This is a genomic window from Bradyrhizobium sp. NC92 (assembly GCF_025200865.1).
Taxonomy (GTDB): domain Bacteria; phylum Pseudomonadota; class Alphaproteobacteria; order Rhizobiales; family Xanthobacteraceae; genus Bradyrhizobium.
On the sequence record NZ_CP104171.1, the window covers coordinates 7,863,572 to 7,883,440 of the forward strand.

A 19,869-nucleotide genomic window follows, 5' to 3' on the forward strand; every position below is an offset into this window, starting at 1 on the left:
CTCGCGACGCAGCAATCCAGAATGCCTCGGCGGAAAAACTCTGGATTGCTTCGCTTCGCTCGCAATGACGAGGACGTAGCGGGCTATCTTCTCAAAACTCCTTCAGCAGCCGCTCGAGATAGTCGAGCTCGATCTGCGGCCGCGAGGGATCGCCGAGACGACGGCGGAGCTCTTCGAGAATGCGGCGGACACGCTGGGTGTCGATCTCGCCGGGAATCTTGACCGTATAATCGTCGCCATATTCGCGCCCATGAAGCGGCCGGCCGAGCGGATCGGTCTGGTTGCCGCCGCTCTGCTGACGGCCGGCGCGCTGGCCGGGGCCGTCGCCCTGGCCGTCGCCGTCGCCCTGCTGCATCGCCTCGGCCATCTTCTGCGCACCCTTGCGCATCGCGTCGAGTGCCTTGCCCTGCGAGTCCACGGCGCCGTCGGCATTGCCCTCGCCGAGCTTTGATCCGGCATCGCCCATGGCACCGTCGGCCGCATCCAGGCTGCCGTCGTCATCACCCTGGTCGCCGTCCTGATCGCCGTTCTGGCCGGGCTGGCCCTGATCGCCTTGCTGACCCTTCTGGCCCTTCTGTGCCTGCTGGCCTTTCTGCCCCTTCTGGGTGAGGCCGCGCTTGGCAAGCTCGTCCTGCAGCTTCTTCAGCCGGTCGCGCAGCCCCTGCTGGTCCTGCTGCAGCTCCGACATGGATTGATCGCCCTGCTGCTGCTTGCCGCGCGAGCGGTCGCGCCGGGAATCCTGGCCCTGCTTGAACGTCTTGTCGCGCAATTGCTGCTGCTTGCGGATCATGTCGCCGAGCTCATTGAGCGCCTGCTCCATGTCGCTCTCGCCGGACTGCCCCGGCTGCGCCATCTGGAGGCCTTCCAGCATCTGCTGGAGCTGGTCGAGCAACTGCTTGGCGGCATCCTTGTCGCCGGAGCGCGACAGGCGCTCCATCCGGTCGATCATGTTCTGCAGATCCTGCTGACGCAGGACCTTGGTGTTCGGATCGAGCGGCCGCGCCAGCTGCTGCGGGTCATTGTTGTTGCGGAACTGCTCGGCGAGCTGACGCATGAAATCGTTCAGTGCCTGACGCAGATCCTGCGTGAGCTTCTTGATCTCCTCGTCGCTCGCGCCACGCTCCAGCGCCTGCTTCAGCGCGTCCTGGGCCGCGCGCAACGCCTTCTCGACGTCGGAGATCTTGCCGTCCTCGATCGTCACCGCAAGCGCCCACAGGCTCGCCACGACCTCGCGCAGGGCATCATCGGTACGCGCGGCCTCGAGCTGTCGGGCCACGCTGTGCAGGCCGAGATATTGTCCGGGCTCCGGCGTGAACATCTCGGGCGCGATCATCAGCCCGTCGAGCGCGGCATATACGTCGGAATTCTTGTTGGCATCGAGCGCGAGGATGCGGCGCTGCTCGATCAATGCACGGGCCAGCGGCTTGGTGAAGAGCCGTTCGGGCAGGCGCATGTTGAACGGCTCGCTTGCGGCCTCGTTGCCGGCCTCGTCCTTGGCCGTGAGAGTGAGCGTAACCTCGGCGCCGGCATAGGGATCCTCGCTGAGATCCTTCACGGATTGCCCGACGCCGTTGCGGGTGCGCGCATTCGGCAGCGCGAGCGGGAATTGCGGCGGCTGGAACAGCGGCCGGGGCGCCGTCCTGCTGTCGCCGTCGCCGGCAGCGGGCTTCGCAGCATCCTTGGCACCGTCTTTGCCGCCGTCCCGGGCGTCGGTCGACCGCGTGGCGAATTTCGCCTCGGCGCCGGTGACGCCGTAATCGTCCTCGATCTTGTAGGAGAGCTGGAGCGCGCCGCGCGCCTGGCGCTCGGGGTCCTTGGCGAGCGCGATCGTCGGCGGACGGTCCGGCGTGGCGGCGAAGGCCCATTGCGGCTGGCCGGAGGGCGCCCGGACATGGGCGGTGCCGTCGCCGGAAATGGCGAAATGTTTTTCGTTGGTCCCCTTCGGGCTGGCTTCAGTCGGGGCGACCTCCTTGAGGCCGCCGGAGACGACGACATCCAGGTTGCCGCCGGAGGAGCGCACGATCAGGGTCGAGCCGGTGGGAACGGCGAGCGGGCCGCCGGCGGGCAATGCCGCAGCTTCCTTGTTGGCGGCCGATAGGATGACCGGCGGCTTGCCGGTGTAGAGCGGCGGCGTGACCCAGGCATCGACGCGAACATTGGCCGGCGCCAGCACCCCGTTCCAGTCGAAGGCGGCGCCAAGGCGCATCGCACGCTCGTCACCCGCGGCAAAGAAGGTGGCAACCAGCATCACCATGACGAGGGCACGCAGCGCCCAGGGGTCGTGAAGCGCGAGCCGCGGGTGCGGTACACCGGCGCGGATGCGCTTGATGGAGGCGAGCGTCCGCTCGCGCTGCGCCTGCCACAGCGCCAGCGCGACCGGGTCCTGCGAGGTCAGCGTGTCCGTGAGCGCGGTGGCCGGGCGGTGACGGATGCCGGAGCCACGGTCGAGCCGGGCGAGCGCTTCCTCGCGGCTCGGCCAGCGGAAGCGAATCAGCGGGAACAGGGCGGCCGCCGCGATCGCGGCGAAGAGGGCGAGGCCGACGGCCCTGGCCATGAACGGCAGCGCCAGCCAGAGGCCGGCCCAGGACACCACCAGGAACAGGCCGACGACGGTCAGAAGGCGCGCCGCGTTGGGCCAGGCACGCTCCCATGCGATGGCATAAGTTGCCCGATCAAGGGCCTGCGCCAGCTTCAGCCGCGACAGCGCATCACTGCCGCGGGTCGGGTCTGACGGCTCGGGGGTGACGCCGTTCAATCAACTCTCCAGGTTGCCCGGTAGAGAAGAGCCTATCACAACGGCAGCACTGAGGCATCCGTTCCTGTACGGGAGCGCCTCCTTTTCCCGCATAACACGAGGACGTGACTGGCCGGGTGCAACCCCGTAATTTCCGCGCGCCAATCTCGAGGGAAATGAAGGAAACGCCATGGACAAGAAGATGCACGACAAGGGCCTGGATGTCCGCAAAGCGGTGCTGGGCGAGGCCTATGTCAACAATGCCCTGAAGAACGTCGACGATTTCAACCGCCCGTTCCAGGAGATGCTCAACGAATATTGCTGGGGCACGGTGTGGGGCCGCGAGGAGCTGCCGCGCAAGACCCGCAGCATGCTGAACATCGCCATGATCGCGATCCTCAACCGCCAGCACGAGTTTCGCGCACATCTCAAGGGCGCGCTGACCAATGGCGTCACCCGCGAGGAGATCCGCGAGATCCTGATGCAGGTCGCGATCTATGGCGGCATGCCCGCCGCGGTCGACAGCTTCCGCATTGCGCGCGAGGTGTTCGCGGAGATCGACGCCAAGGCGTGAGACAGGCTGACCGCTCTGAATCGTATTGCTCCGTCATTGCGAGCGAAGCGAAGCAATCCAGACATCCTCCGCGGAAACATTCCTGGATTGCTTCGTCGCTTCGCTCCTCGCAATGACGACGGGAGGAAAGAACACCATGGACATCGGATTCATCGGGCTCGGAAACATGGGTTTCCCGATGGCGCGGCGGTTGATCGAGGCGGGACACAGGCTCGTCGTGTTCGACACGCGCAAGGAGGTCATGGACAGGCTGGTCGCGCGAGGTGCCAGTGCCGCGTCGTCGCCGAAGGACGTCGCCGATCAGGTCGCGACCGTGATGGCGAGCCTGCCCTCGCTGCAGGCTTCCCTGGACGTTGCCACCGGCGCTGGCGGCGTGATCGAGGGCAAGCGCGCCAAGCGTTTCGTCGATCTCTCAACCGTCGGCTCGGCGATGGCCGCGAAGATTCACGGCCTGCTCGCCAAGCGCGGCATCGTGCAGATCGACTGTCCCGTCTCCGGTGGCGTCGGCGGCGCCGAGAAGGGCACGCTTGCTGTGATGGTGTCGGGCCCGAAAGCCGAGTTCGAGCTGCTCAAGCCCGCGCTCGAGGTGATCGGAAAAGTGTTCTTCATCGGCGAGAAGCCGGGCGCGGCCCAAACCATGAAGCTCGCCAACAATTTCCTGTCGGCCACCGCGATCGTGGCGACGTCGGAAGCCGTGGTGATGGGCGTGAAAGCCGGGCTCGATCCCGCCGTGATGATCGACGTCATCAATGCCGGCTCGGGCATGAACACGGCGAGCCGCGACAAGTTTCCGCGCGCGGTGCTGCCGCGCACCTTCGACTTCGGCTTCGCCACGGGACTGATGGTGAAGGACGTGCGGCTGGCGCTGGAGGAGATGAAGCAGCTCGGCCTGTCGATGGAAGTTGCCGACGCGGTCGGGCGGTTGTGGGAGACCGTGATCAGCGCGGAAGGCGCCGAGTCCGATTTCACCGCGGCGATCAAGCCGATCGAGAAGAAAGCGGGCGTCGTGGTGGGCGGAGCGAAGGGCGGATTGGCGGGGAAGTAGCGCCGCCCCTCCGCTCGTCGTCCCGGGGCGCGCGAAGCGCGAGCCCGGGACCCATAACCACAGGGAGACGTTTGGCGAAGACTCGGAGTTACCGGCTTCGCGCGACAACCACTCCCTGTGGTTATGGGTCCCCGCCTTCGCGGGGGCGACACCGAGCTTATTGAGTGGACGTCGTCACCTCACAGCCACGGCGCCGGCGCATCCATCGCGATCAGCTGCTCGACCTCGATGCGCGGGCGCACCACGGCGTATTGGTCGCCCTTCACCAGCACCTCGGGCACCAAGGGCCGGGTGTTGTAGGTGCCGGCCTGCACCGCGCCATAGGCGCCCGCGGTCATGATGGCGAGGAGATCGCCGGGCACGGGCGTCGGCAGCGTGCGGTCGAGCGCGAGATAGTCCCCGGTCTCGCAGACCGGGCCGACGACATCGGCCTTGATGGTGGCGGCGCCCTTGGCGGGCTGCTTCACCGGCAGGATGTCGTGATGCGCCTCGTACAGCGTCGGGCGAATGAGGTCGTTCATCGCCGCATCGATGATGACGAAGTTCTTGCCGTCGCCGTGCTTCACATAGATCACCTTCGTCACCAGGATGCCGGCATTGCCGACGATCATGCGGCCCGGCTCGAACATCAGCGTGCAGCCGAGATTGTGGCTGACGCGCTTGACCATGGCGGCATAGGCGGCCGGCGCCGGGGGCGCCTCGCGGTCCATGTAATAGGGAATGCCGAGACCACCGCCGAAATCGACGTGGCTGATGTCGTGGCCGTCCGTCCGCAGCGTCTGCACGAATTCGGAGAGGATGCGGAACGCAGTCTCCATGCCGGAGAGATCGGTGATCTGGCTGCCGATATGCACGTCGGTGCCGGTCACCTTGATCCCGGGCAGCTTGGCTGCGCGCGCGTAGACCTCGCGGGCATGCACGATCGGAATGCCGAACTTGTTCTCGGACTTGCCGGTGGAAATTTTTGCGTGCGTGCCGGCATCGACGTCGGGATTGACGCGGAGCGAGATCCGCGCGGTTTTGCCCATCTCGACCGCGAGGCGCGACAGCAGCTCGAGCTCCGGCTCGGATTCGACGTTGAGGCAGAGGATGTCGGCGGCGAGCGCCGCGCGCAGCTCCGCTTCCGTCTTGCCGACGCCGGAGAAGACGATCTTGCTGGCGGGAATGCCTGCGGCCAAAGCGCGCTTGAGCTCGCCGCCCGAGACCACGTCGGCGCCGGCGCCGAGCTTGGCCAGCGTCCGCAACACCGACTGGTTGGAGTTCGCCTTCATGGCGTAGCAGACCAGCACCTTCTCGCCGGCAAAGGCCTCGGTGAAGACGCGGTAGTGCCGCTCCAGCGTTGCGGTCGAATAGCAATAGAACGGCGTGCCGACGGTGGCTGCCAGCTCGGACAGGTTCACCGCCTCGGCGTACAGCACGCCGTTGCGATAGTCGAAATGGTTCATGGCGCAGGCTCGGTTGTCCCGGCTTATTTCTTGCCGGGAGGTTCGTCCAGGAGCGGGTCGAGAATAAACGGTTTCTTCCGGCCCTTGGGCGCTGCGGGCGCGGCATCCGCGCCGGCAGTCGGGTCGAACAGGCTCGGCGCCTTCTGGGCTGCGGTCTCGGTATCGACGGGCGCGGCGCCGGCGGCCGCAGGCGCGTTGGAGGCGGTCGGCGGCAGATCCAGCGGGCCCTTGCGGCCGCAACCGGCAAGCGCGAGCGCCGTCAGGCTCAAGACAATGATGGCCCACCCCGAGCCGGCCGGGCGAAACTTTGACGTCACGACGAATTCCCCACTACGCGCGGCGCACCATACAGAGATTGGCGCGTTCTGGCGAGAGCCGGATGACCATGAAACATAAGCGAAATTTTGCCTTCAGCCCAATTTTTGCTCTTTTTCCAGCCGCTTCGCCCAGGCCTTGGCCTGGGACGTCACGTTCTTCGGCGCGGTGCCGCCGAAGCTGGTCCGGCTCTTCACCGACGATTCGACCGAGAGCACGCCGAGCACTTCCTTCGTGATCTTGGGCTCGATCGCCTGCATCTCCTTGAGCGGCAGCTCGTGCAGCGCGACGCCCCCCTCGGCGGCCTTGGCGACGATGCGGCCGGTGACGTGGTGGGCCTCGCGGAACGGCATCTTCAGCGTCCGCACCAGCCAGTCGGCAAGATCGGTCGCCGTGGCGTAGCCCTCGCCCGCGGCCGCCTTCATCTTGGCTTCGTCGGGAACGAGATCGCGGACCATGCCGGTCATGGCGCGGATTGCCAGCGACAGCGCGGCAAAGCCCTCGATGGCGCCCTGCTTGTCCTCCTGCATGTCCTTTTGATAGGCGAGCGGCAGGCCCTTCATGACGATCAGGAGGCCGTTGAGCGCGCCGATGACGCGGCCGGTCTTGGCCCGCACCAGCTCGGCGGCGTCCGGATTGCGCTTCTGCGGCATGATCGAGGAGCCGGTGGTGAACTTGTCGCTGAGCCGGATCATGCCGACCAGCGGCGAGGTCCAGATCACGATCTCCTCGGCAAAGCGCGACATATGCACGGCGCAGATCGAGGCCGCCGACAGCGTCTCCAGCACGAAGTCGCGGTCGGAGACGGCATCGAGCGAGTTCGCCATCGGCCGGTCGAACAGGAGCGCCTTCGCGGTGGCGTGGCGGTCGATCGGGAACGAGGTGCCGGCGAGTGCAGCCGCGCCCAGCGGCGATTCGTTCAGCCGCTTGCGGGCGTCCTGGAAGCGGCCGCGGTCGCGCGCGGCCATCTCGACATAGGCCAGCAGGTGATGGCCGAAAGTGACGGGCTGCGCCGTCTGCAGATGCGTGAAGCCGGGCATCACGGTTGCGGCGTGCTCCAGCGCGCGCTCCACCAGCGCCTGCTGGAACCCCGCGAGCGCGGCATCGGTCTCGTCGATGACGTCGCGGACGTACAGGCGGAAATCAGTCGCGACCTGGTCGTTGCGCGAGCGCGCGGTGTGCAGCCGTCCGGCGGCGGGGCCGATCAGCTCGGACAGGCGGCTCTCGACATTCATATGGATGTCCTCGAGCGCGCGCTTGAATTCGAAGCCGCCGTTGCCAATCTCTGACAGGATTGTGTCTAGACCCTTGCCGATATTTTTCGCATCAGAAGCCGTGATGATGCCTTGATTGGCCAACATCGCGGCGTGGGCCTTGGACGCGGCAATGTCCTGGGCGTAGAGGTGACGATCGACGTCGATGGAGACGTTGATCTCTTCCATGATCTCATCGGGACGTTCCGAGAACCGGCCGCCCCACATCTTGTTGCTCATGATCCCCTGCTCACGCCTGATTTGCCGCACGTTTGCTGGCCACGGCCAGCCGTACTAAGAGGCCCCTGATAGCCATATCTGCGACCGGATGACAAACGATATGCTCGACCAGAAGCCCTCAGCCACGCGCCGCATCCCGCTCGTCATCGCCACCGTGGCGATCGGCGGGCTGGCCGGCTTCGCCGCGCTGTACGGGTTCGGCCTGAGCCGGGCGCCTTCAGGCGATCCGACCTGCAAGGCGGCGGTGGCGACGGCGCAGAAGATCGCCCCGCTCGCCCATGGCGAGGTCGCGGCGCTGACCATGGCAAGCGCCCCGCTGAAACTGCCCGACCTCGCCTTCGAGGATTCCGACGGCAAGCCGAAGAAGCTGTCCGACTTCCGCGGCAAGACCCTACTGGTGAACCTCTGGGCGACCTGGTGCGTGCCTTGTCGAAAGGAGATGCCGGCGCTGGACGAGCTCCAGGGCAAGCTGTCGGGTCCGGATTTCGAGGTGGTGGCGATCAACATCGACACCCGCGACCCGGAGAAGCCGAAATCCTTCCTGAAAGAGGCCAATCTGACTCGGCTCGGCTATTTCAGCGACCAGAAAGCGAAGGTTTTTCAGGATCTTAAAGCAGTTGGACGGGCGCTGGGCATGCCCACCTCGGTGCTGGTCGACCCGCAGGGCTGCGAGATCGCGACGATCGCGGGGCCGGCGGAATGGGCGAGCGAGGACGCGCTCAAGCTGATCCGGGCGGCGACCGGCAAGGCCGCCGCGTCGCTTTGAAGCTCAGGCGGTGACGTTGAGATTGCCGCCGACGCCAGCGCCGACATTGGCGAGCGAGGGCTGGCCGGCGCCGAGCAGGGTCAGGACGGTGGATTTCTCCATATCCGCGTTCTGCTTGGTCAGCGTCGCCGCAATATTCGACTGCAACGCGCCTTGCTGTGCGGCCAGCATGGTGCTGACCATTGCCATCATGTCCATTACGCGAACCCTCGTACCGGCCGTAACCTAGGCGCGAGGGGTTAACGGGAGATGAAATGTCTCACGATCGACCTACGGCGGAGCGTACCGTAGCGTGGGCAAAGGCGCACTTGCGCCGTGCCCACCATCTGTCCGCAATTGGATTTGAAGCCGTGGGCACGCTTCGCTTTGCCCACCCTTACGGCGCCGGAAATGGGTCAGCGCGTCGGCACCGGCTTGGCGCCGCGGTAGTCGTAGAAGCCGCGCTGGGTCTTGCGGCCGAGCCAGCCGGCCTCGACGTATTTCACCAGCAGCGGGCACGGGCGGTACTTGGAGTCGGCCAACCCCTCGTGCAGCACCTGCATGATGGAGAGACAGGTGTCGAGGCCGATGAAATCGGCGAGCTCGAGCGGACCCATGGGATGGTGGGCGCCGAGCTTCATCGCCGCGTCGATCGCCTCGACGTTACCGACGCCTTCATACAGCGTGTAGATCGCCTCGTTGATCATCGGCAGCAGGATGCGGTTGACGATGAAGGCCGGGAAATCCTCGGAGACCGCGACCTGCTTGCCGAGCTTGCCGACGAATTCCTTGGCGGCCTCGAAGGTGGAATCGTCGGTGGCGATACCGCGGATGAGCTCGACCAGTTCCATCAACGGCACCGGATTCATGAAGTGAATGCCGATGAAGCGTTCCGGGCGGTCGGTGGCGGCGGCGAGGCGCGTGATCGAGATCGAGGACGTATCGGAAGCGACGATCGCCTCCGGCTTCAACACGGCGCAGAGCTCGTGGAAGATCTTGCGCTTGACCTCTTCCTTCTCGACCGCGGTCTCGATGACGAGATCGCAATCGGCGAGGTCGTCCAGCTTCTCGGCCAGCTTGATACGTGCGACCGCCTTGGCCTTGTCGTCCTCGGTGACGGCCTTCTTGGAGACCTGTCGCGCCAGATTGCCGTTGATGGTGGCCATGCCCGACTTGAGGCGGTCGGCCGAAACGTCGTTGAGCACCACGTCGAAGCCGGCGAGCGCCGCGACATGCGCGATGCCATTGCCCATCTGACCCGCGCCGATCACGCCGACCTTCTTGATCACTGCCGCCATAATGTCATCCACCGGAACGGCGCGCTGATCGCGCCCTGCCTATCCCCTGAGCCGGGAGGTCTGATTGACCAGAAGCCTGATTTAATCAGAACCTTGGCTCGAAACCTAGATTGGATCGCTTCGAAGGCGTGCCCCACGCGAAAGAAAACGCCTCAAAAATGAAACACCGGCCGGAGTTTATACCTCCGGCCGGTGTTTTGTACGGCTTTTACTTGCCGAGCTTGGCGAGTTCGTCCGTCAGCTCAGGAACCGCCTGGTAGAGGTCGGCGACCAGGCCGTAATCGGCGACCTGGAAGATCGGCGCGTCCTCGTCCTTGTTGATCGCGACGATCACCTTGGAGTCCTTCATGCCGGCCAGATGCTGGATGGCGCCGGAAATGCCGACCGCGACATAGAGCTCGGGGGCCACGACCTTGCCGGTCTGGCCGACCTGCCAGTCGTTCGGCGCATAGCCGGCGTCGACCGCGGCGCGCGAGGCACCGACACCGGCGCCCAGCTTGTCCGCGAGCGGCTCGATGTACTTGGCAAAATTCTCGCGGCTCTGCATGGCGCGGCCGCCGGAGACGATGATCTTGGCCGAGGTCAGCTCGGGACGATCGCTCTTGGCGACTTCCTCACCGACGAAGGTCGACAGGCCGGGATCGGCCGCCGCCGCCACGGTCTCGACCGGGGCGCTGCCGCCCTCGCCCGCCGCGGCGAAGGTGGAGGTGCGGACCGTGATGACCTTCTTGGCGTCCTTCGACTTCACCGTCTGGATGGCGTTGCCGGCATAGATCGGACGCTCATAGGTATCGGGCGCGACCACCTTGGTGATCTCCGACACCTGCATGACGTCGAGCAGAGCGGCGATGCGGGGCATCACGTTCTTGAAGCGCGAGGTCGCCGGCGCGACGATCGCGTCATAGCCGGACGCCAGCGACACGACCAGCGCAGCCAGCGGCTCGGCGAGATCGTGCGCGTAGAGGTCGCCATCGGCGAGCAGCACCTTCTTCACGCCGGCGAGCTTGGCAGCGGCATCTGCCGCGGCCTTGGCGTTCTGGCCGGCAACCAGCACCTCGACATCCGCGCCGAGCGCGGCTGCTGCGGTCAGGGCCTTGTTGGTGGCGTCCTTGAGCGACGCATTGTCGTGTTCGGCAATCAGAAGCGTCGTCATCAGAGCACCCCGGCTTCGTTCTTGAGTTTCGACACCAGCTCGGCGACGTCCTTTACCTTGACGCCGGCCTTGCGGCCCGCGGGCTCAGCTGTCTTCAGAACCTCGAGGCGCGCGGCGATGTCGACGCCGTAATCGGCGACCGTCTTCTCCGCGATCGGCTTCTTCTTCGCCTTCATGATGTTGGGCAGCGAGGCGTAGCGCGGCTCGTTGAGGCGGAGGTCGGTGGTGACGATCGCCGGTCCCTTCAGCTTCACGGTCTGGAGGCCGCCATCGACTTCGCGCGTCACCTTGAAGTCGGAGCCTTCGACCTCGAGCTTGGAGGCGAAGGTCGCCTGCGACCAGCCGAGCAGCGCGGCCAGCATCTGGCCGGTCTGGTTCGAGTCGTCGTCGATCGCCTGCTTGCCGAGAATGATCAGGCCCGGCTGCTCTTCTTCCGCAACCTTCTTCAGGATCTTGGCGACGGCGAGCGGCTCGACGGTGCCTTCTGCCTTCACCAGGATGCCGCGATCGGCGCCCATGGCCAGACCGGTGCGGATCGTCTCGGACGCCTGCGCCGGTCCGATCGAGACCACCACGACCTCGGTGGCCTTGCCGGCTTCCTTCAGGCGCAGCGCTTCCTCGACTGCGATTTCGTCGAAGGGGTTCATGGACATCTTGACGTTGGCGAGTTCAACGCCCGATCCATCGCCCTTGACGCGGACCTTGACGTTGTAATCGACCACCCGCTTTACCGGCACTAAGACCTTCATCGATCCTCTTTCACTCAATTTGGGAGGGGGGTTATCAACTGGCGCGGAACCTAAAGGCCTGATCTGCCCCGGTCAACGCGCGAACGGTTCTAATTTTGGCCTTCTGAATGCGGGAGCGCGATGGGTCAGCGGTTCTGGCCGGGAACCCAGAGCACGTCGCCGGCACCATTGCCGTTCACGGCCCGGCTGGCCACGAACAGAAAGTCGGACAGGCGGTTCATATATTGGATGCCAGCCGCGGTGACCGGCTCGCCCGGCTGGGCCGCCAGTTCCACGATCACGCGTTCCGCCCTGCGGCATATCGTGCGCGCAACATGCAGATGGGCCGCAGCCGGCGTGCCGCCGGGAAGCACGAAGGAGGTCAGCGGGGCAAGCTTTTCGTTGAGCGTATCGATGTCGCGCTCGAGCCGCTCGACCTGGCTCGCCACCACCCGCAGCCGCTCCGCCTTGCCCTTGTCCTTGTCTTGACGCTCCGGCACCGCGAGATCGGCACCAAGATCGAACAGATCGTTCTGGATCCGGCCGAGCATCGCGTCGAGCTCGGGCATCTCCCCGGTGTGGACCCTGACCACGCCGATCGCGGCATTGGTCTCGTCGACGGTGCCATAGGCCTCGATGCGCAGATCGTATTTCGGACGCCGCTCGCCGGTTCCGAGCGCCGTCGTGCCGTCGTCACCGGTCTTCGTGTAGATGCGGTTCAGCACCACCATGATCAACGCCCCATCGCCCAGACCGCGAGCATCGCGATGATGATCGCCACGAACTGAAGCAGCACGCGCCAGCGCATCAGCTTCTGCGAGGTGTTGGGCGAGCCGCCGCGCATCATGTTGATGAGCCCGAGCAGCAGCACCAGCGCCACGGCGCCGGCGGCCGCCGGCAGGATGAAAGTACTCAGGAGAGATGCCATTTGAGGGTAGATAACACCGTGCGCGCCGGTCCGCCATGGTGCCGCGACAGCCTCCGGCGTCATTCCGGGGCGATGCGAAGCATCGAGCCCGGAATGACAAGCGGGGCGCTTCGCGAACTGGCTTTTGGGCCAATAATATCAGATGGTAGCGCGATGATTTCCGATTTGCGCCCATTGCCTGTTCTCCCGATCTCTCCCTGCGCGCAGGGGGAGAGAGCAGCGCTGTAGGTGCCACGTGAAAGCGGTCCGCTACATCTACTGCGTGCTGGAGGACGCGTTCTATACGTTCCTGGCCGACGACGGCTGGGCGATCGCAAGCCACATCGCGCTGTCGACGCTGATGGCGCTGTTCCCGTTCCTGATCGTGCTGACCTCGCTCGCCGGCTTTTTCGGCTCCAAGGAACTTGCCGACCAAGCCGCCAGCCTGATGCTCCAGATCTGGCCCAAGCAGGTCGCCGATTCGATCTCGGGCGAGGTTCATGACGTGCTGACCACCACCCGCACCGGCATTCTGACCATCGGCGCGGCGCTGTCGGTCTATTTCGCCTCCAATGGCGTCGAGGCGCTCCGGGTGGCGCTCAACCGTGCCTATGCCGTGGTGGAGATGCGGAGCTGGTACTGGCTGCGGCTCGAATCCATCGTCTATACGCTGATCGCAGCTTTCACCGCGCTCGCCATGGCGTTCCTGATCGTGCTCGGTCCGCTGATCATCGAGGCCGCGCGGCGCCACATTCCATTGTTCGTGGAATCCAACGAAAGCATTCTCACCTGGCTGCGCTACGGCATCACCATCAGTGCGCTGGTGGTGGCGCTCATCATCCTGCATGTCTGGCTGCCGGCGGGGCGGCGCAGCTTCTTCCAGATTCTGCCCGGCATCGTCTTCACCATCGTGGCGTCGCTGATATCAGGCATCGTGTTCGGACAATATCTGGCGCGCTTCGCCAACAATTACGTGACGATGTATGCGGGGCTCGCCTCGGTGATCATCGCGCTGGTGTTTCTGTACTTCATCGCCGCGATCTTCGTTTACGGCGGCGAGTTGAACGCCGCGATCATCAAGTCGCGGCTTCCTCACGGCGTGTCGCTTCAAGCAGCGCAGTCGCTAGCGCCCGCGGAGACACAGGCTTGACCAGGAAGGCGTCGGCCCCGGCTTCGCGCGAGGCGGCCTCGTCCTCGCCGCGGCCGGACACGCCGATGATCGGGATCTGAGCCAGCGGTGTCGGCAGCTTTCGGATCCGCTGGATGGCCTCGATGCCGTCGATGCCCGGCAGCACCATGTCCATCAGCACCGCGTCGAACGCGCCCTGCTCCAGCCGCTTCACGGCGTCCTCGCCGCGCCCGATGAACTCGGCATGATGGCCGAGCTCGGTCAGGATGGTGTTGAGCACGACGCGGCCGAACGGGTTGTCCTCGACGCTGAGCACGCGGAGCGCAGCGACCGCCTCCGGCTCGCTGCCGTCCTTTGCCTTGCGGGTCTTGCCTGGTCCCGCCGCGTCCAGCGACACCGTCAATGTGAAGGTGGCTCCGCCACCCCGGCGCGGCGCGACGGTGATGTCGCCGCCCATCGCCTGCGCCAATTGCTTGACCGAGGAGAGTCCCAAGCCGGCGCCGCCGAAGCGTGAGGCAATGGTGACATTGGCCTGGGTGAAGGGGCGGAACAGCCGCTTGATCTCGGCCATGGTCAGGCCGATGCCGCTGTCGGACACCGCAAAGGCGACGCCGACCCTGCCTTTGCCCTTTGCTTTGCCTTTGGCGGGACGCCAAGGCTCGACCGCGAGCGCCACGCCGCCCTGGTCGGTGAATTTCACGGCGTTGTCGATCAGGTTCTCGAGCGCAGCGCGCAGCCGGACGGAATCACCGACCACGAGCGCGGGGATCTTCTCGGCGATCTCGACCTTGGCCTGGAGACCTTTCGCCGCGGCGCGGCCGGCCAGCGAATCGCCGGCGGTGCGGGCGAGCGCCTTGAGATCGAACAGGTCCTGCCGCGGCGTGCTGCCGCCCTTCCCCGTTTTGGCAGCATCCACGAACAGCGTGGCGAGGCTCGCCAGATGCTCGGCGCCGGCCTTGATGGTGTCGGCCCAGCGCCGCTCCCGCTCGCCGAGATCGGAGGTCGCGAGCAGGTCGCTGATCGCGAGAATGCCGGTCAGGGGGGTGCGGACCTCATGGGCAAAAGCGGCCAGCGCCGCCTGGACGACATCCGGCGCAACCGCCTTGGTGCCGCGCTTGCGCACCCGGCGGGCCGGCCCGGCCCGCTTCCGAAGCGGCCGCCGCCTGGATGTCCGGGTGGTGCGCACTGGACGCGTCTTCGCCGCCATGAATCCCCTTCGAAGTACCCTCTTCGAACCCCGCGCGGCCAAGCATGGCACGGAGGAACACCCGGAGTCACGGCGACGTTGAGCTAACCCCCAGAGAAACTTAACCTAATCCCACCAGCTGGCGGATCGCGGCAGGCGTGAGGCCGGCCGCGCGCAAGTCGCGCAGCCCGGTCGAGCGACCCGATTTCGACAGCTTCCGACCCGCCTCATCGCGAATCAGCCGGTGATGGCGATAGGCGGGCTCGGGCAGGCCGAGCAGGACCTGGAGCAGGCGGTGCACCGCGGTGGCGTGAAACAGGTCCTGCCCCCGCACGATCTCGCTGACGCCCTGGAGCGCGTCGTCGACGACAACCGAGAGATGGTAGCTGGTCGGCGTCTCCTTGCGGGCCAGGATGACGTCGCCCCAGGCCTCCGGCCGCGCCGGGACGATGCCGCGCTCGCCATCCGGCCCCTCGCCGAGCTCGTTCCAGCTCAGACCGGCGACGCGGCGGCAAGCGGCAGCCATGTCGAGCCGCAGCGCATAGGGCGCGCCCGAGGCGATCAGCTGCGAGCGCTCGTCGGCCGAGAGTGATTTGGCGTCGCCCGGATAAAGCGGCGCGCCGTCGGGATCGCGCGGCCACGGCCCGTCGACCTCGCGCGCCGCCACCAGCGTTGCGATCTCGGCCCGGCTTTCGAAGGCGGGATAGACGAGACCGAGCGCCGAGAGCTTTTCCAGCGCGGCGCGATATTCGGCGAGATGTTCGGACTGCCGCCGCACCGGTGTCTCCCAGGCAATTCCGAGCCAGGCGAGATCCTCGTAGATCGCCGTCTCATAGTCCGGCCGGCAGCGCGTCGCGTCGATGTCCTCGATCCGCAGCAACAACCGACCGCCCGTCTGTCGCGCGCGATCGAAGTTGAGCAGCGCGGAATAGGCGTGGCCGAGATGCAGGAAGCCGTTCGGGCTCGGGGCGAATCGGAAAACGGGTGGCATTGTGCGATAGATCTCGTCATGGCCGGGCTTGTCCCCGGCCATTCCCGTTCTTCGGTACCACAGACCGATCGTGTCAACCTCACGAACAAGCGCCACGACCACCGCTCATGCTACACAGTGCCTCGCGGTGAGAAAGACGTGGATGGCCGGGACAAGCCCGGCCATGACGCTGGAGAGAGCCTGCCAAACACCATGACCATCCACCTCGAAACCCAGTCCGATCTCGAAGAGGCCGTTCACGCGCTGATCAAGCGCGATCCGCGTCTCAAATCCGTGCTCGAGATCGCGGGCATGCCGGCATTGCGGCGGCGCGAGCCGGGTTTTACGGGGCTCGCCCACATCGTCTGCGGGCAACAGCTCTCCACCGCGAGTGCCGCGGCGATCTGGGGACGGCTGTCGGCGGCGTTCGATCCGTTCGATCATGAGGCAGTGCGCCGCGCCCGCACCGACCGGCTGGGACGGCTCGGCCTCTCTGCCGCCAAGATCAAGACGCTCAAGCATCTCGCCCGCGAGATCGCCGCGCAACGGCTGAACCTCGACGTGCTCGCGGAGGAGGATGCCGACGCGGCGCACCACACCCTGATCGCGCTGCCCGGCATCGGCCCCTGGACGGCCGACGTCTACCTCTTGTTCTGCCTCGGCCACGGCGATGCCTGGCCGGCCGGCGACCTCGCCGTGCAGGAAGGCATCCGCATCGGGCTCGGCCTCAAGGCGCGGCCGACGGAGAAGCAGATGGCGCCGATCGCCGAGCCCTGGCGTCCGCTGCGCGGTGCTGCGGCGCATCTGTGGTGGAGCTATTACCGCGCGGTGAAGAGGCGCGAGGGCGTGCTCGCGGGATCGGGCTAACCGCGCAGCCGCGCGCGGTCGGTCCGGGCGCATTCGGCGACGAAGTCGATCACGGCGCGCACCGCCGGCAGCTCGACGAGGTCGGGATGGGCCAGCAGCCAGAGATCCGCGACGCTGGCGAGCTTCTGCGGGGCGACGCGCACGAGATCGGAATAGGCTTCGGCGACGAAGCACGACAGCGCGGAGATTCCGATGCCGGCGCGGACCGCCGCCAGCATGTCCCCCTGGGACGAGCAGCGCATCGCCACCCTCGCCTGCCGCGTGACGACGTCGCTCCAACGCGCAAGCTGCGCATTGGACGTCTGGTCGGCGAAGCCGATGACGCTGTGCTCCTTCCAATCGCCGCGCCGTTCAGGCAGGGGCCGCCCGGCGGCATAATCGCGCGAGGCATAGAAGCCCGTGCCGAGACGGCCAATCTTGCGGCCGACCAGGTTCTCCTCGCCGCTGTCGAAGGGCCGCAGCACCACGTCGGCCTCACGCCGGCGCACGCTCGCCGGAAACGGATGGGTGATGATCTCGAGCTGGATATGATCGTGCGCACGCAGGAAGGCAGGCAGACGCGGCATCAGCCAGTGCGAGGCGAGCGTCGCGCCGATCGACAGCTTGACGATGCCGCGCGCCTTGTGTCCACCCGCGGCGACCGCGGTCTCGGCCCGCAGCGCTGCGGCCGCCATGGCCTCGGCGTGCTCGCGCAAGGTCCTCCCATCCGCGGTCAGCGCCAGGCCGTCGGCGGCGCGCGCCACCAATCGGGTGCCGAGCTGGGCTTCAAGCGCCGCGATCTTGCGGCTGACGGTGGGATGGCTGGTGTGCAGCCGGCGGGCCGCGGCGGTGAAGCTGCCGGTATCGGCGACCGCGACGAAGGTCTTGCAAAGGTCCCAATCCATCGGCGGCCCTGTTCATACCTGAATGATGATCCGTTCATTATTGAACGGCCCGGCCGCGCAGTCCAACCTTATAATGGGATCAAATCCGCGGCCCCGGGCGGCCTATCCGCCCGCGCGACAATCAAAACGGAAACGCCTCGTCATCCGCCCGCCGGCGGGGCCGCGTTTCGGGAGGACATGATGGCACTGCCCACTCTCTTGAAGGATTCGCTCGAGCTGCCAGTGGTCGGCTCGCCGCTGTTCATCGTCTCCGGCCCGGAACTGGTGATCGCCCAGTGCAAGGCCGGCGTCGTCGGCTCCTTTCCCGCGCTCAATGCCCGCCCCGTCGAGATGCTCGGCGAATGGCTGAGCCGGATCGAGGACGAGCTCGGCGAATACAAATCGCGCAATCCCGGCAAGAAGGTCGCGCCCTACGCCGTCAACCAGATCTGCCATGCCTCCAATGACCGGCTGATGAAGGACATGGAGACCTGCGTCAAGCACAAGGTGCCCATCATCATCACCTCGCTGCGGCCGCCGGCGGAGATCGTCGAGGCTGCGCATTCCTATGGCGGGCTGGTGTTCCACGACGTCATCAACGTCAAGCACGCGCGCAAAGCCGCCGAGCAGGGCGTCGACGGCCTGATCCTGGTCTGCGCCGGTGCGGGCGGACACGCCGGCACGCTGTCGCCGTTCGCGCTGGTGCGCGAGGTCAAGCAATGGTTTGGCGGCGCCATCCTGCTGTCGGGCGCGATCAGCGACGGCTATGCCATCGCCTCGGCGCTGACGCTGGGTGCAGACCTCGCCTATATGGGCACGCGCTTCATCGCGACGCAGGAAGCCAATGCGGATGAGACCTACAAGTCGGCGCTGACGCAGCACGCCGCGCACGACATCGTCTACACCAACCTGTTCACCGGTGTGCACGGCAATTATCTCGGCCCGTCGATCGCCGCCGCCGGCCTCGATCCGGACAATCTTCCCGCCGCAGACAAATCAAAGATGAATTTTGGCTCCGGCGGCAACATGAAGTCCAAGGCGTGGCGCGACATCTGGGGATCGGGCCAGGGCATCGGCCAGATCACCGATGTCCCCTCCGTCGCGGAGCTCGTCGAGCGCATGAAGCGTGAATTCGATCAGGCGAGAGAAGATTTCCTGATGCGCGTCAGCGCCTGAAGGCGTGGTCCGACAACAGGATTGGACTGGCAACAAAAACGGGAGGACATCATGAAGCTGGCAGCCGCATTGATCGGCCTGTCCCTGCTGGCGCTCGCCGGCGGCGGCGCCTATGCCGAAGGCACGGACGAGATCCGCATTGGACAGACCCTGCCCTATAGCGGCCCGGCCTCCGGCTTCGGCGCGATCGGCCGGACGCAGGAGGCGTTCTTCGAGAAGATCAATGCCGAAGGCGGCATCAACGGCCGGAAGGTCAAGTTCATCACGCTGGACGACGCCTATTCGCCGCCGAAGACGGTGGAGCAGACCCGCAAGCTCGTCGAGCAGGACGAGGTGCTGATGTTGTTCGGCTCGCTCGGCACCGCCACCAACAGCGCCGTGCAGCGCTACCTCAACGGCAAGAAGGTGCCGCAGCTGTTCGTGCTTTCGGGCGCGACCAAATGGGCCGATCCGCAGAAATATCCGTGGACCATGCCCGGCATGGCCGCCTATGAATCCGAGGGCGTAGTCTACGCCAAGCACGTGCTGCGCACCAAACCGGGCGCCAAGATCGCCATCCTCTCCCAGAACGACGATTTCGGCCGCGACTATGTCGCCGGCTTCAAGCGTGCGCTCGGCGACAAGGCCGCCGGCATGATCGTTGCGGAAGCAACCTACGAGACCAGCGCGCCGACGATCAGCTCGCAGCTCTCGACCCTGAAGTCATCGGGCGCCGACGTGCTGTTCGGTGTCGTGCTCGGCAAGTTCACCTCGCAGATGATCAAGGGCGTCGCCGAGATCGGCTGGAAGCCCGAGCTGTTCTTCGTGCCGACCTCGGCCTCGTCGATCTCTTTCCTGGAGCCGGCCGGGCTCGACAACGCCGTCGGCCTGATCTCGTCGAGCAACCAGAAGGACACGATGGACCCGCAATGGGCCAGCGATCCCGGCGTGAAGGAGTATTTCGCCTTCATGAAGCAGTACATGCCGAACGCGGACCTCTCCAACTCCAACTATGCGGCCGGCTACCACTACGCGACGCTGCTGATGACGGTGCTGAAGGGATGCAAGGATGATTTCAGCCGCGACAACATCCTGCGTCAGGCCGCTTCGCTGAAGGACGTGAAGCTGCCGCTGCTGCTGCCCGGCATGTCCGTCACCACCGGCGCCGACGACTATCTGCCGTTCCAGCAGCTGCAGCTGCGGCGCTTCAACGGCAAGAGCTGGGTCGGCTTCGGCGACGTGCTGGACGATCGCTAGCCTCG

The 19,869-nt window shown here is 66.1% G+C and carries 20 protein-coding genes; 7 read left to right on the top strand and 13 right to left on the bottom strand.

The window, feature by feature from the left end; all coding sequences use genetic code 11:
- Positions 1-91: 91 nt before the first annotated feature.
- Positions 92-2,755: a TIGR02302 family protein gene (locus N2602_RS36550; protein ID WP_260381126.1), complete on the bottom strand. Its 2,664-nt coding sequence runs from the start codon at positions 2,753-2,755 to the stop codon at positions 92-94.
- Between the two features lie 169 nt (positions 2,756-2,924).
- Here N2602_RS36550 and N2602_RS36555 point away from each other — a divergent pair, with 169 nt between their 5' ends.
- A complete protein-coding gene (locus N2602_RS36555; protein WP_260381127.1) occupies positions 2,925-3,308 on the top strand; it encodes a carboxymuconolactone decarboxylase family protein in 384 nt (127 codons plus the stop codon).
- Between the two features lie 136 nt (positions 3,309-3,444).
- Positions 3,445-4,353, top strand: a complete 909-nt coding sequence (locus tag N2602_RS36560; RefSeq protein WP_260381128.1) for an NAD(P)-dependent oxidoreductase — start codon at positions 3,445-3,447, stop codon at positions 4,351-4,353.
- A 179-nt stretch (positions 4,354-4,532) separates the two neighbouring features.
- Here N2602_RS36560 and lysA read toward each other — a convergent pair whose 3' ends face one another.
- The 3 genes from lysA to argH all read right to left on the bottom strand — a co-directional run bounded on the left by lysA (position 4,533) and on the right by argH (position 7,606).
- On the bottom strand, positions 4,533-5,798 hold the full coding sequence (lysA, locus tag N2602_RS36565) for a diaminopimelate decarboxylase (protein ID WP_260381129.1): 1,266 nt from the start codon (positions 5,796-5,798) through the stop codon (positions 4,533-4,535).
- A gap of 23 nt (positions 5,799-5,821) precedes the next feature.
- The gene (gene lptM / locus N2602_RS36570; protein WP_260381130.1) at positions 5,822-6,115 is read right to left on the bottom strand and encodes an LPS translocon maturation chaperone LptM; all 294 of its coding nucleotides are present in this window, start codon (positions 6,113-6,115) and stop codon (positions 5,822-5,824) included.
- A 93-nt stretch (positions 6,116-6,208) separates the two neighbouring features.
- On the bottom strand, positions 6,209-7,606 hold the full coding sequence (gene argH / locus N2602_RS36575; RefSeq protein ID WP_260381131.1) for an argininosuccinate lyase: 1,398 nt from the start codon (positions 7,604-7,606) through the stop codon (positions 6,209-6,211).
- Positions 7,607-7,706: 100 nt separating this feature from the next.
- On the opposite strand from argH, the gene tlpA reads away from it, so the two are divergent.
- Positions 7,707-8,372: a thiol:disulfide interchange protein TlpA gene (gene tlpA, locus N2602_RS36580; protein WP_260383802.1), complete on the top strand. Its 666-nt coding sequence runs from the start codon at positions 7,707-7,709 to the stop codon at positions 8,370-8,372.
- Positions 8,373-8,375: 3 nt separating this feature from the next.
- On the opposite strand, the gene N2602_RS36585 is transcribed toward tlpA, so the two are convergent.
- From N2602_RS36585 to N2602_RS36610, 6 genes are all read right to left on the bottom strand, one after another.
- Complete coding sequence (locus N2602_RS36585) at positions 8,376-8,570, bottom strand: hypothetical protein (RefSeq protein WP_172789441.1); 195 nt, start codon at positions 8,568-8,570, stop codon at positions 8,376-8,378.
- 197 nt (positions 8,571-8,767) lie between these two features.
- Complete coding sequence (locus tag N2602_RS36590) at positions 8,768-9,649, bottom strand: 3-hydroxybutyryl-CoA dehydrogenase (protein WP_172785967.1); 882 nt, start codon at positions 9,647-9,649, stop codon at positions 8,768-8,770.
- 208 nt (positions 9,650-9,857) lie between these two features.
- Positions 9,858-10,802, bottom strand: coding sequence for an electron transfer flavoprotein subunit alpha/FixB family protein (locus N2602_RS36595; RefSeq protein ID WP_260381132.1), 945 nt, complete (start codon positions 10,800-10,802; stop codon positions 9,858-9,860).
- Positions 10,802-11,551: an electron transfer flavoprotein subunit beta/FixA family protein gene (locus N2602_RS36600; RefSeq protein WP_260381133.1), complete on the bottom strand. Its 750-nt coding sequence runs from the start codon at positions 11,549-11,551 to the stop codon at positions 10,802-10,804. The genes N2602_RS36595 and N2602_RS36600 overlap by 1 nt, the downstream gene beginning before the upstream one ends.
- Before the next feature lie 125 nt (positions 11,552-11,676).
- A complete protein-coding gene (locus tag N2602_RS36605; protein ID WP_260381134.1) occupies positions 11,677-12,261 on the bottom strand; it encodes a cob(I)yrinic acid a,c-diamide adenosyltransferase in 585 nt (194 codons plus the stop codon).
- A gap of 2 nt (positions 12,262-12,263) precedes the next feature.
- On the bottom strand, positions 12,264-12,458 hold the full coding sequence (locus N2602_RS36610) for a twin transmembrane helix small protein (RefSeq protein ID WP_028178512.1): 195 nt from the start codon (positions 12,456-12,458) through the stop codon (positions 12,264-12,266).
- Positions 12,459-12,693: 235 nt separating this feature from the next.
- Between N2602_RS36610 and N2602_RS36615 the strand changes: the two genes are divergently transcribed.
- Entirely contained in the window at positions 12,694-13,587 is an 894-nt protein-coding gene (locus N2602_RS36615) for a YihY/virulence factor BrkB family protein (protein ID WP_172785971.1), read from the top strand.
- Here N2602_RS36615 and N2602_RS36620 read toward each other — a convergent pair.
- Entirely contained in the window at positions 13,514-14,773 is a 1,260-nt protein-coding gene (locus N2602_RS36620; RefSeq protein WP_260381135.1) for an ATP-binding protein, read from the bottom strand. The genes N2602_RS36615 and N2602_RS36620 overlap by 74 nt on opposite strands.
- 100 nt (positions 14,774-14,873) lie before the next feature.
- Positions 14,874-15,743: a tRNA glutamyl-Q(34) synthetase GluQRS gene (gene gluQRS / locus N2602_RS36625; protein ID WP_260383803.1), complete on the bottom strand. Its 870-nt coding sequence runs from the start codon at positions 15,741-15,743 to the stop codon at positions 14,874-14,876.
- A gap of 192 nt (positions 15,744-15,935) precedes the next feature.
- On the opposite strand from gluQRS, the gene N2602_RS36630 reads away from it, so the two are divergent.
- A complete protein-coding gene (locus tag N2602_RS36630; RefSeq protein WP_172786217.1) occupies positions 15,936-16,589 on the top strand; it encodes a DNA-3-methyladenine glycosylase in 654 nt (217 codons plus the stop codon).
- Here the strand turns inward: N2602_RS36630 and N2602_RS36635 are convergent.
- On the bottom strand, positions 16,586-17,473 hold the full coding sequence (locus tag N2602_RS36635; RefSeq protein ID WP_172785973.1) for a LysR family transcriptional regulator: 888 nt from the start codon (positions 17,471-17,473) through the stop codon (positions 16,586-16,588). The two genes, N2602_RS36630 and N2602_RS36635, sit on opposite strands and share 4 nt — an antisense overlap.
- Positions 17,474-17,653: 180 nt before the next feature.
- Here N2602_RS36635 and N2602_RS36640 point away from each other — a divergent pair, with 180 nt between their 5' ends.
- Together N2602_RS36640 and N2602_RS36645 are read left to right on the top strand one after the other, a co-directional pair.
- The gene (locus N2602_RS36640; RefSeq protein WP_172785974.1) at positions 17,654-18,628 is read left to right on the top strand and encodes a nitronate monooxygenase family protein; all 975 of its coding nucleotides are present in this window, start codon (positions 17,654-17,656) and stop codon (positions 18,626-18,628) included.
- A gap of 51 nt (positions 18,629-18,679) precedes the next feature.
- Positions 18,680-19,864 carry an ABC transporter substrate-binding protein gene (locus N2602_RS36645; RefSeq protein WP_172785975.1) on the top strand — a complete coding sequence of 395 codons (1,185 nt, stop codon included), beginning with the start codon at positions 18,680-18,682 and terminating at the stop codon, positions 19,862-19,864.
- The last annotated feature ends 5 nt before the right edge of the window (positions 19,865-19,869 follow it).

Coding starts and splice junctions, on each gene's coding strand:
- N2602_RS36555 (WP_260381127.1), top strand. CDS start 2,925: ATGGACAAGAAGATGCACGACAAGGGCCTGGATGTCCGCAAAGCGGTG.
- N2602_RS36560 (WP_260381128.1), top strand. CDS start 3,445: ATGGACATCGGATTCATCGGGCTCGGAAACATGGGTTTCCCGATGGCG.
- lysA (WP_260381129.1), bottom strand. CDS start 5,798: ATGAACCATTTCGACTATCGCAACGGCGTGCTGTACGCCGAGGCGGTG.
- argH (WP_260381131.1), bottom strand. CDS start 7,606: ATGAGCAACAAGATGTGGGGCGGCCGGTTCTCGGAACGTCCCGATGAG.
- tlpA (WP_260383802.1), top strand. CDS start 7,707: ATGCTCGACCAGAAGCCCTCAGCCACGCGCCGCATCCCGCTCGTCATC.
- N2602_RS36585 (WP_172789441.1), bottom strand. CDS start 8,570: ATGGACATGATGGCAATGGTCAGCACCATGCTGGCCGCACAGCAAGGC.
- N2602_RS36590 (WP_172785967.1), bottom strand. CDS start 9,649: ATGGCGGCAGTGATCAAGAAGGTCGGCGTGATCGGCGCGGGTCAGATG.
- N2602_RS36595 (WP_260381132.1), bottom strand. CDS start 10,802: ATGACGACGCTTCTGATTGCCGAACACGACAATGCGTCGCTCAAGGAC.
- N2602_RS36600 (WP_260381133.1), bottom strand. CDS start 11,551: ATGAAGGTCTTAGTGCCGGTAAAGCGGGTGGTCGATTACAACGTCAAG.
- N2602_RS36605 (WP_260381134.1), bottom strand. CDS start 12,261: ATGGTGGTGCTGAACCGCATCTACACGAAGACCGGTGACGACGGCACG.
- N2602_RS36610 (WP_028178512.1), bottom strand. CDS start 12,458: ATGGCATCTCTCCTGAGTACTTTCATCCTGCCGGCGGCCGCCGGCGCC.
- N2602_RS36620 (WP_260381135.1), bottom strand. CDS start 14,773: ATGGCGGCGAAGACGCGTCCAGTGCGCACCACCCGGACATCCAGGCGG.
- gluQRS (WP_260383803.1), bottom strand. CDS start 15,743: ATGCCACCCGTTTTCCGATTCGCCCCGAGCCCGAACGGCTTCCTGCAT.
- N2602_RS36630 (WP_172786217.1), top strand. CDS start 15,936: ATGACCATCCACCTCGAAACCCAGTCCGATCTCGAAGAGGCCGTTCAC.
- N2602_RS36635 (WP_172785973.1), bottom strand. CDS start 17,473: ATGGATTGGGACCTTTGCAAGACCTTCGTCGCGGTCGCCGATACCGGC.
- N2602_RS36640 (WP_172785974.1), top strand. CDS start 17,654: ATGGCACTGCCCACTCTCTTGAAGGATTCGCTCGAGCTGCCAGTGGTC.
- N2602_RS36645 (WP_172785975.1), top strand. CDS start 18,680: ATGAAGCTGGCAGCCGCATTGATCGGCCTGTCCCTGCTGGCGCTCGCC.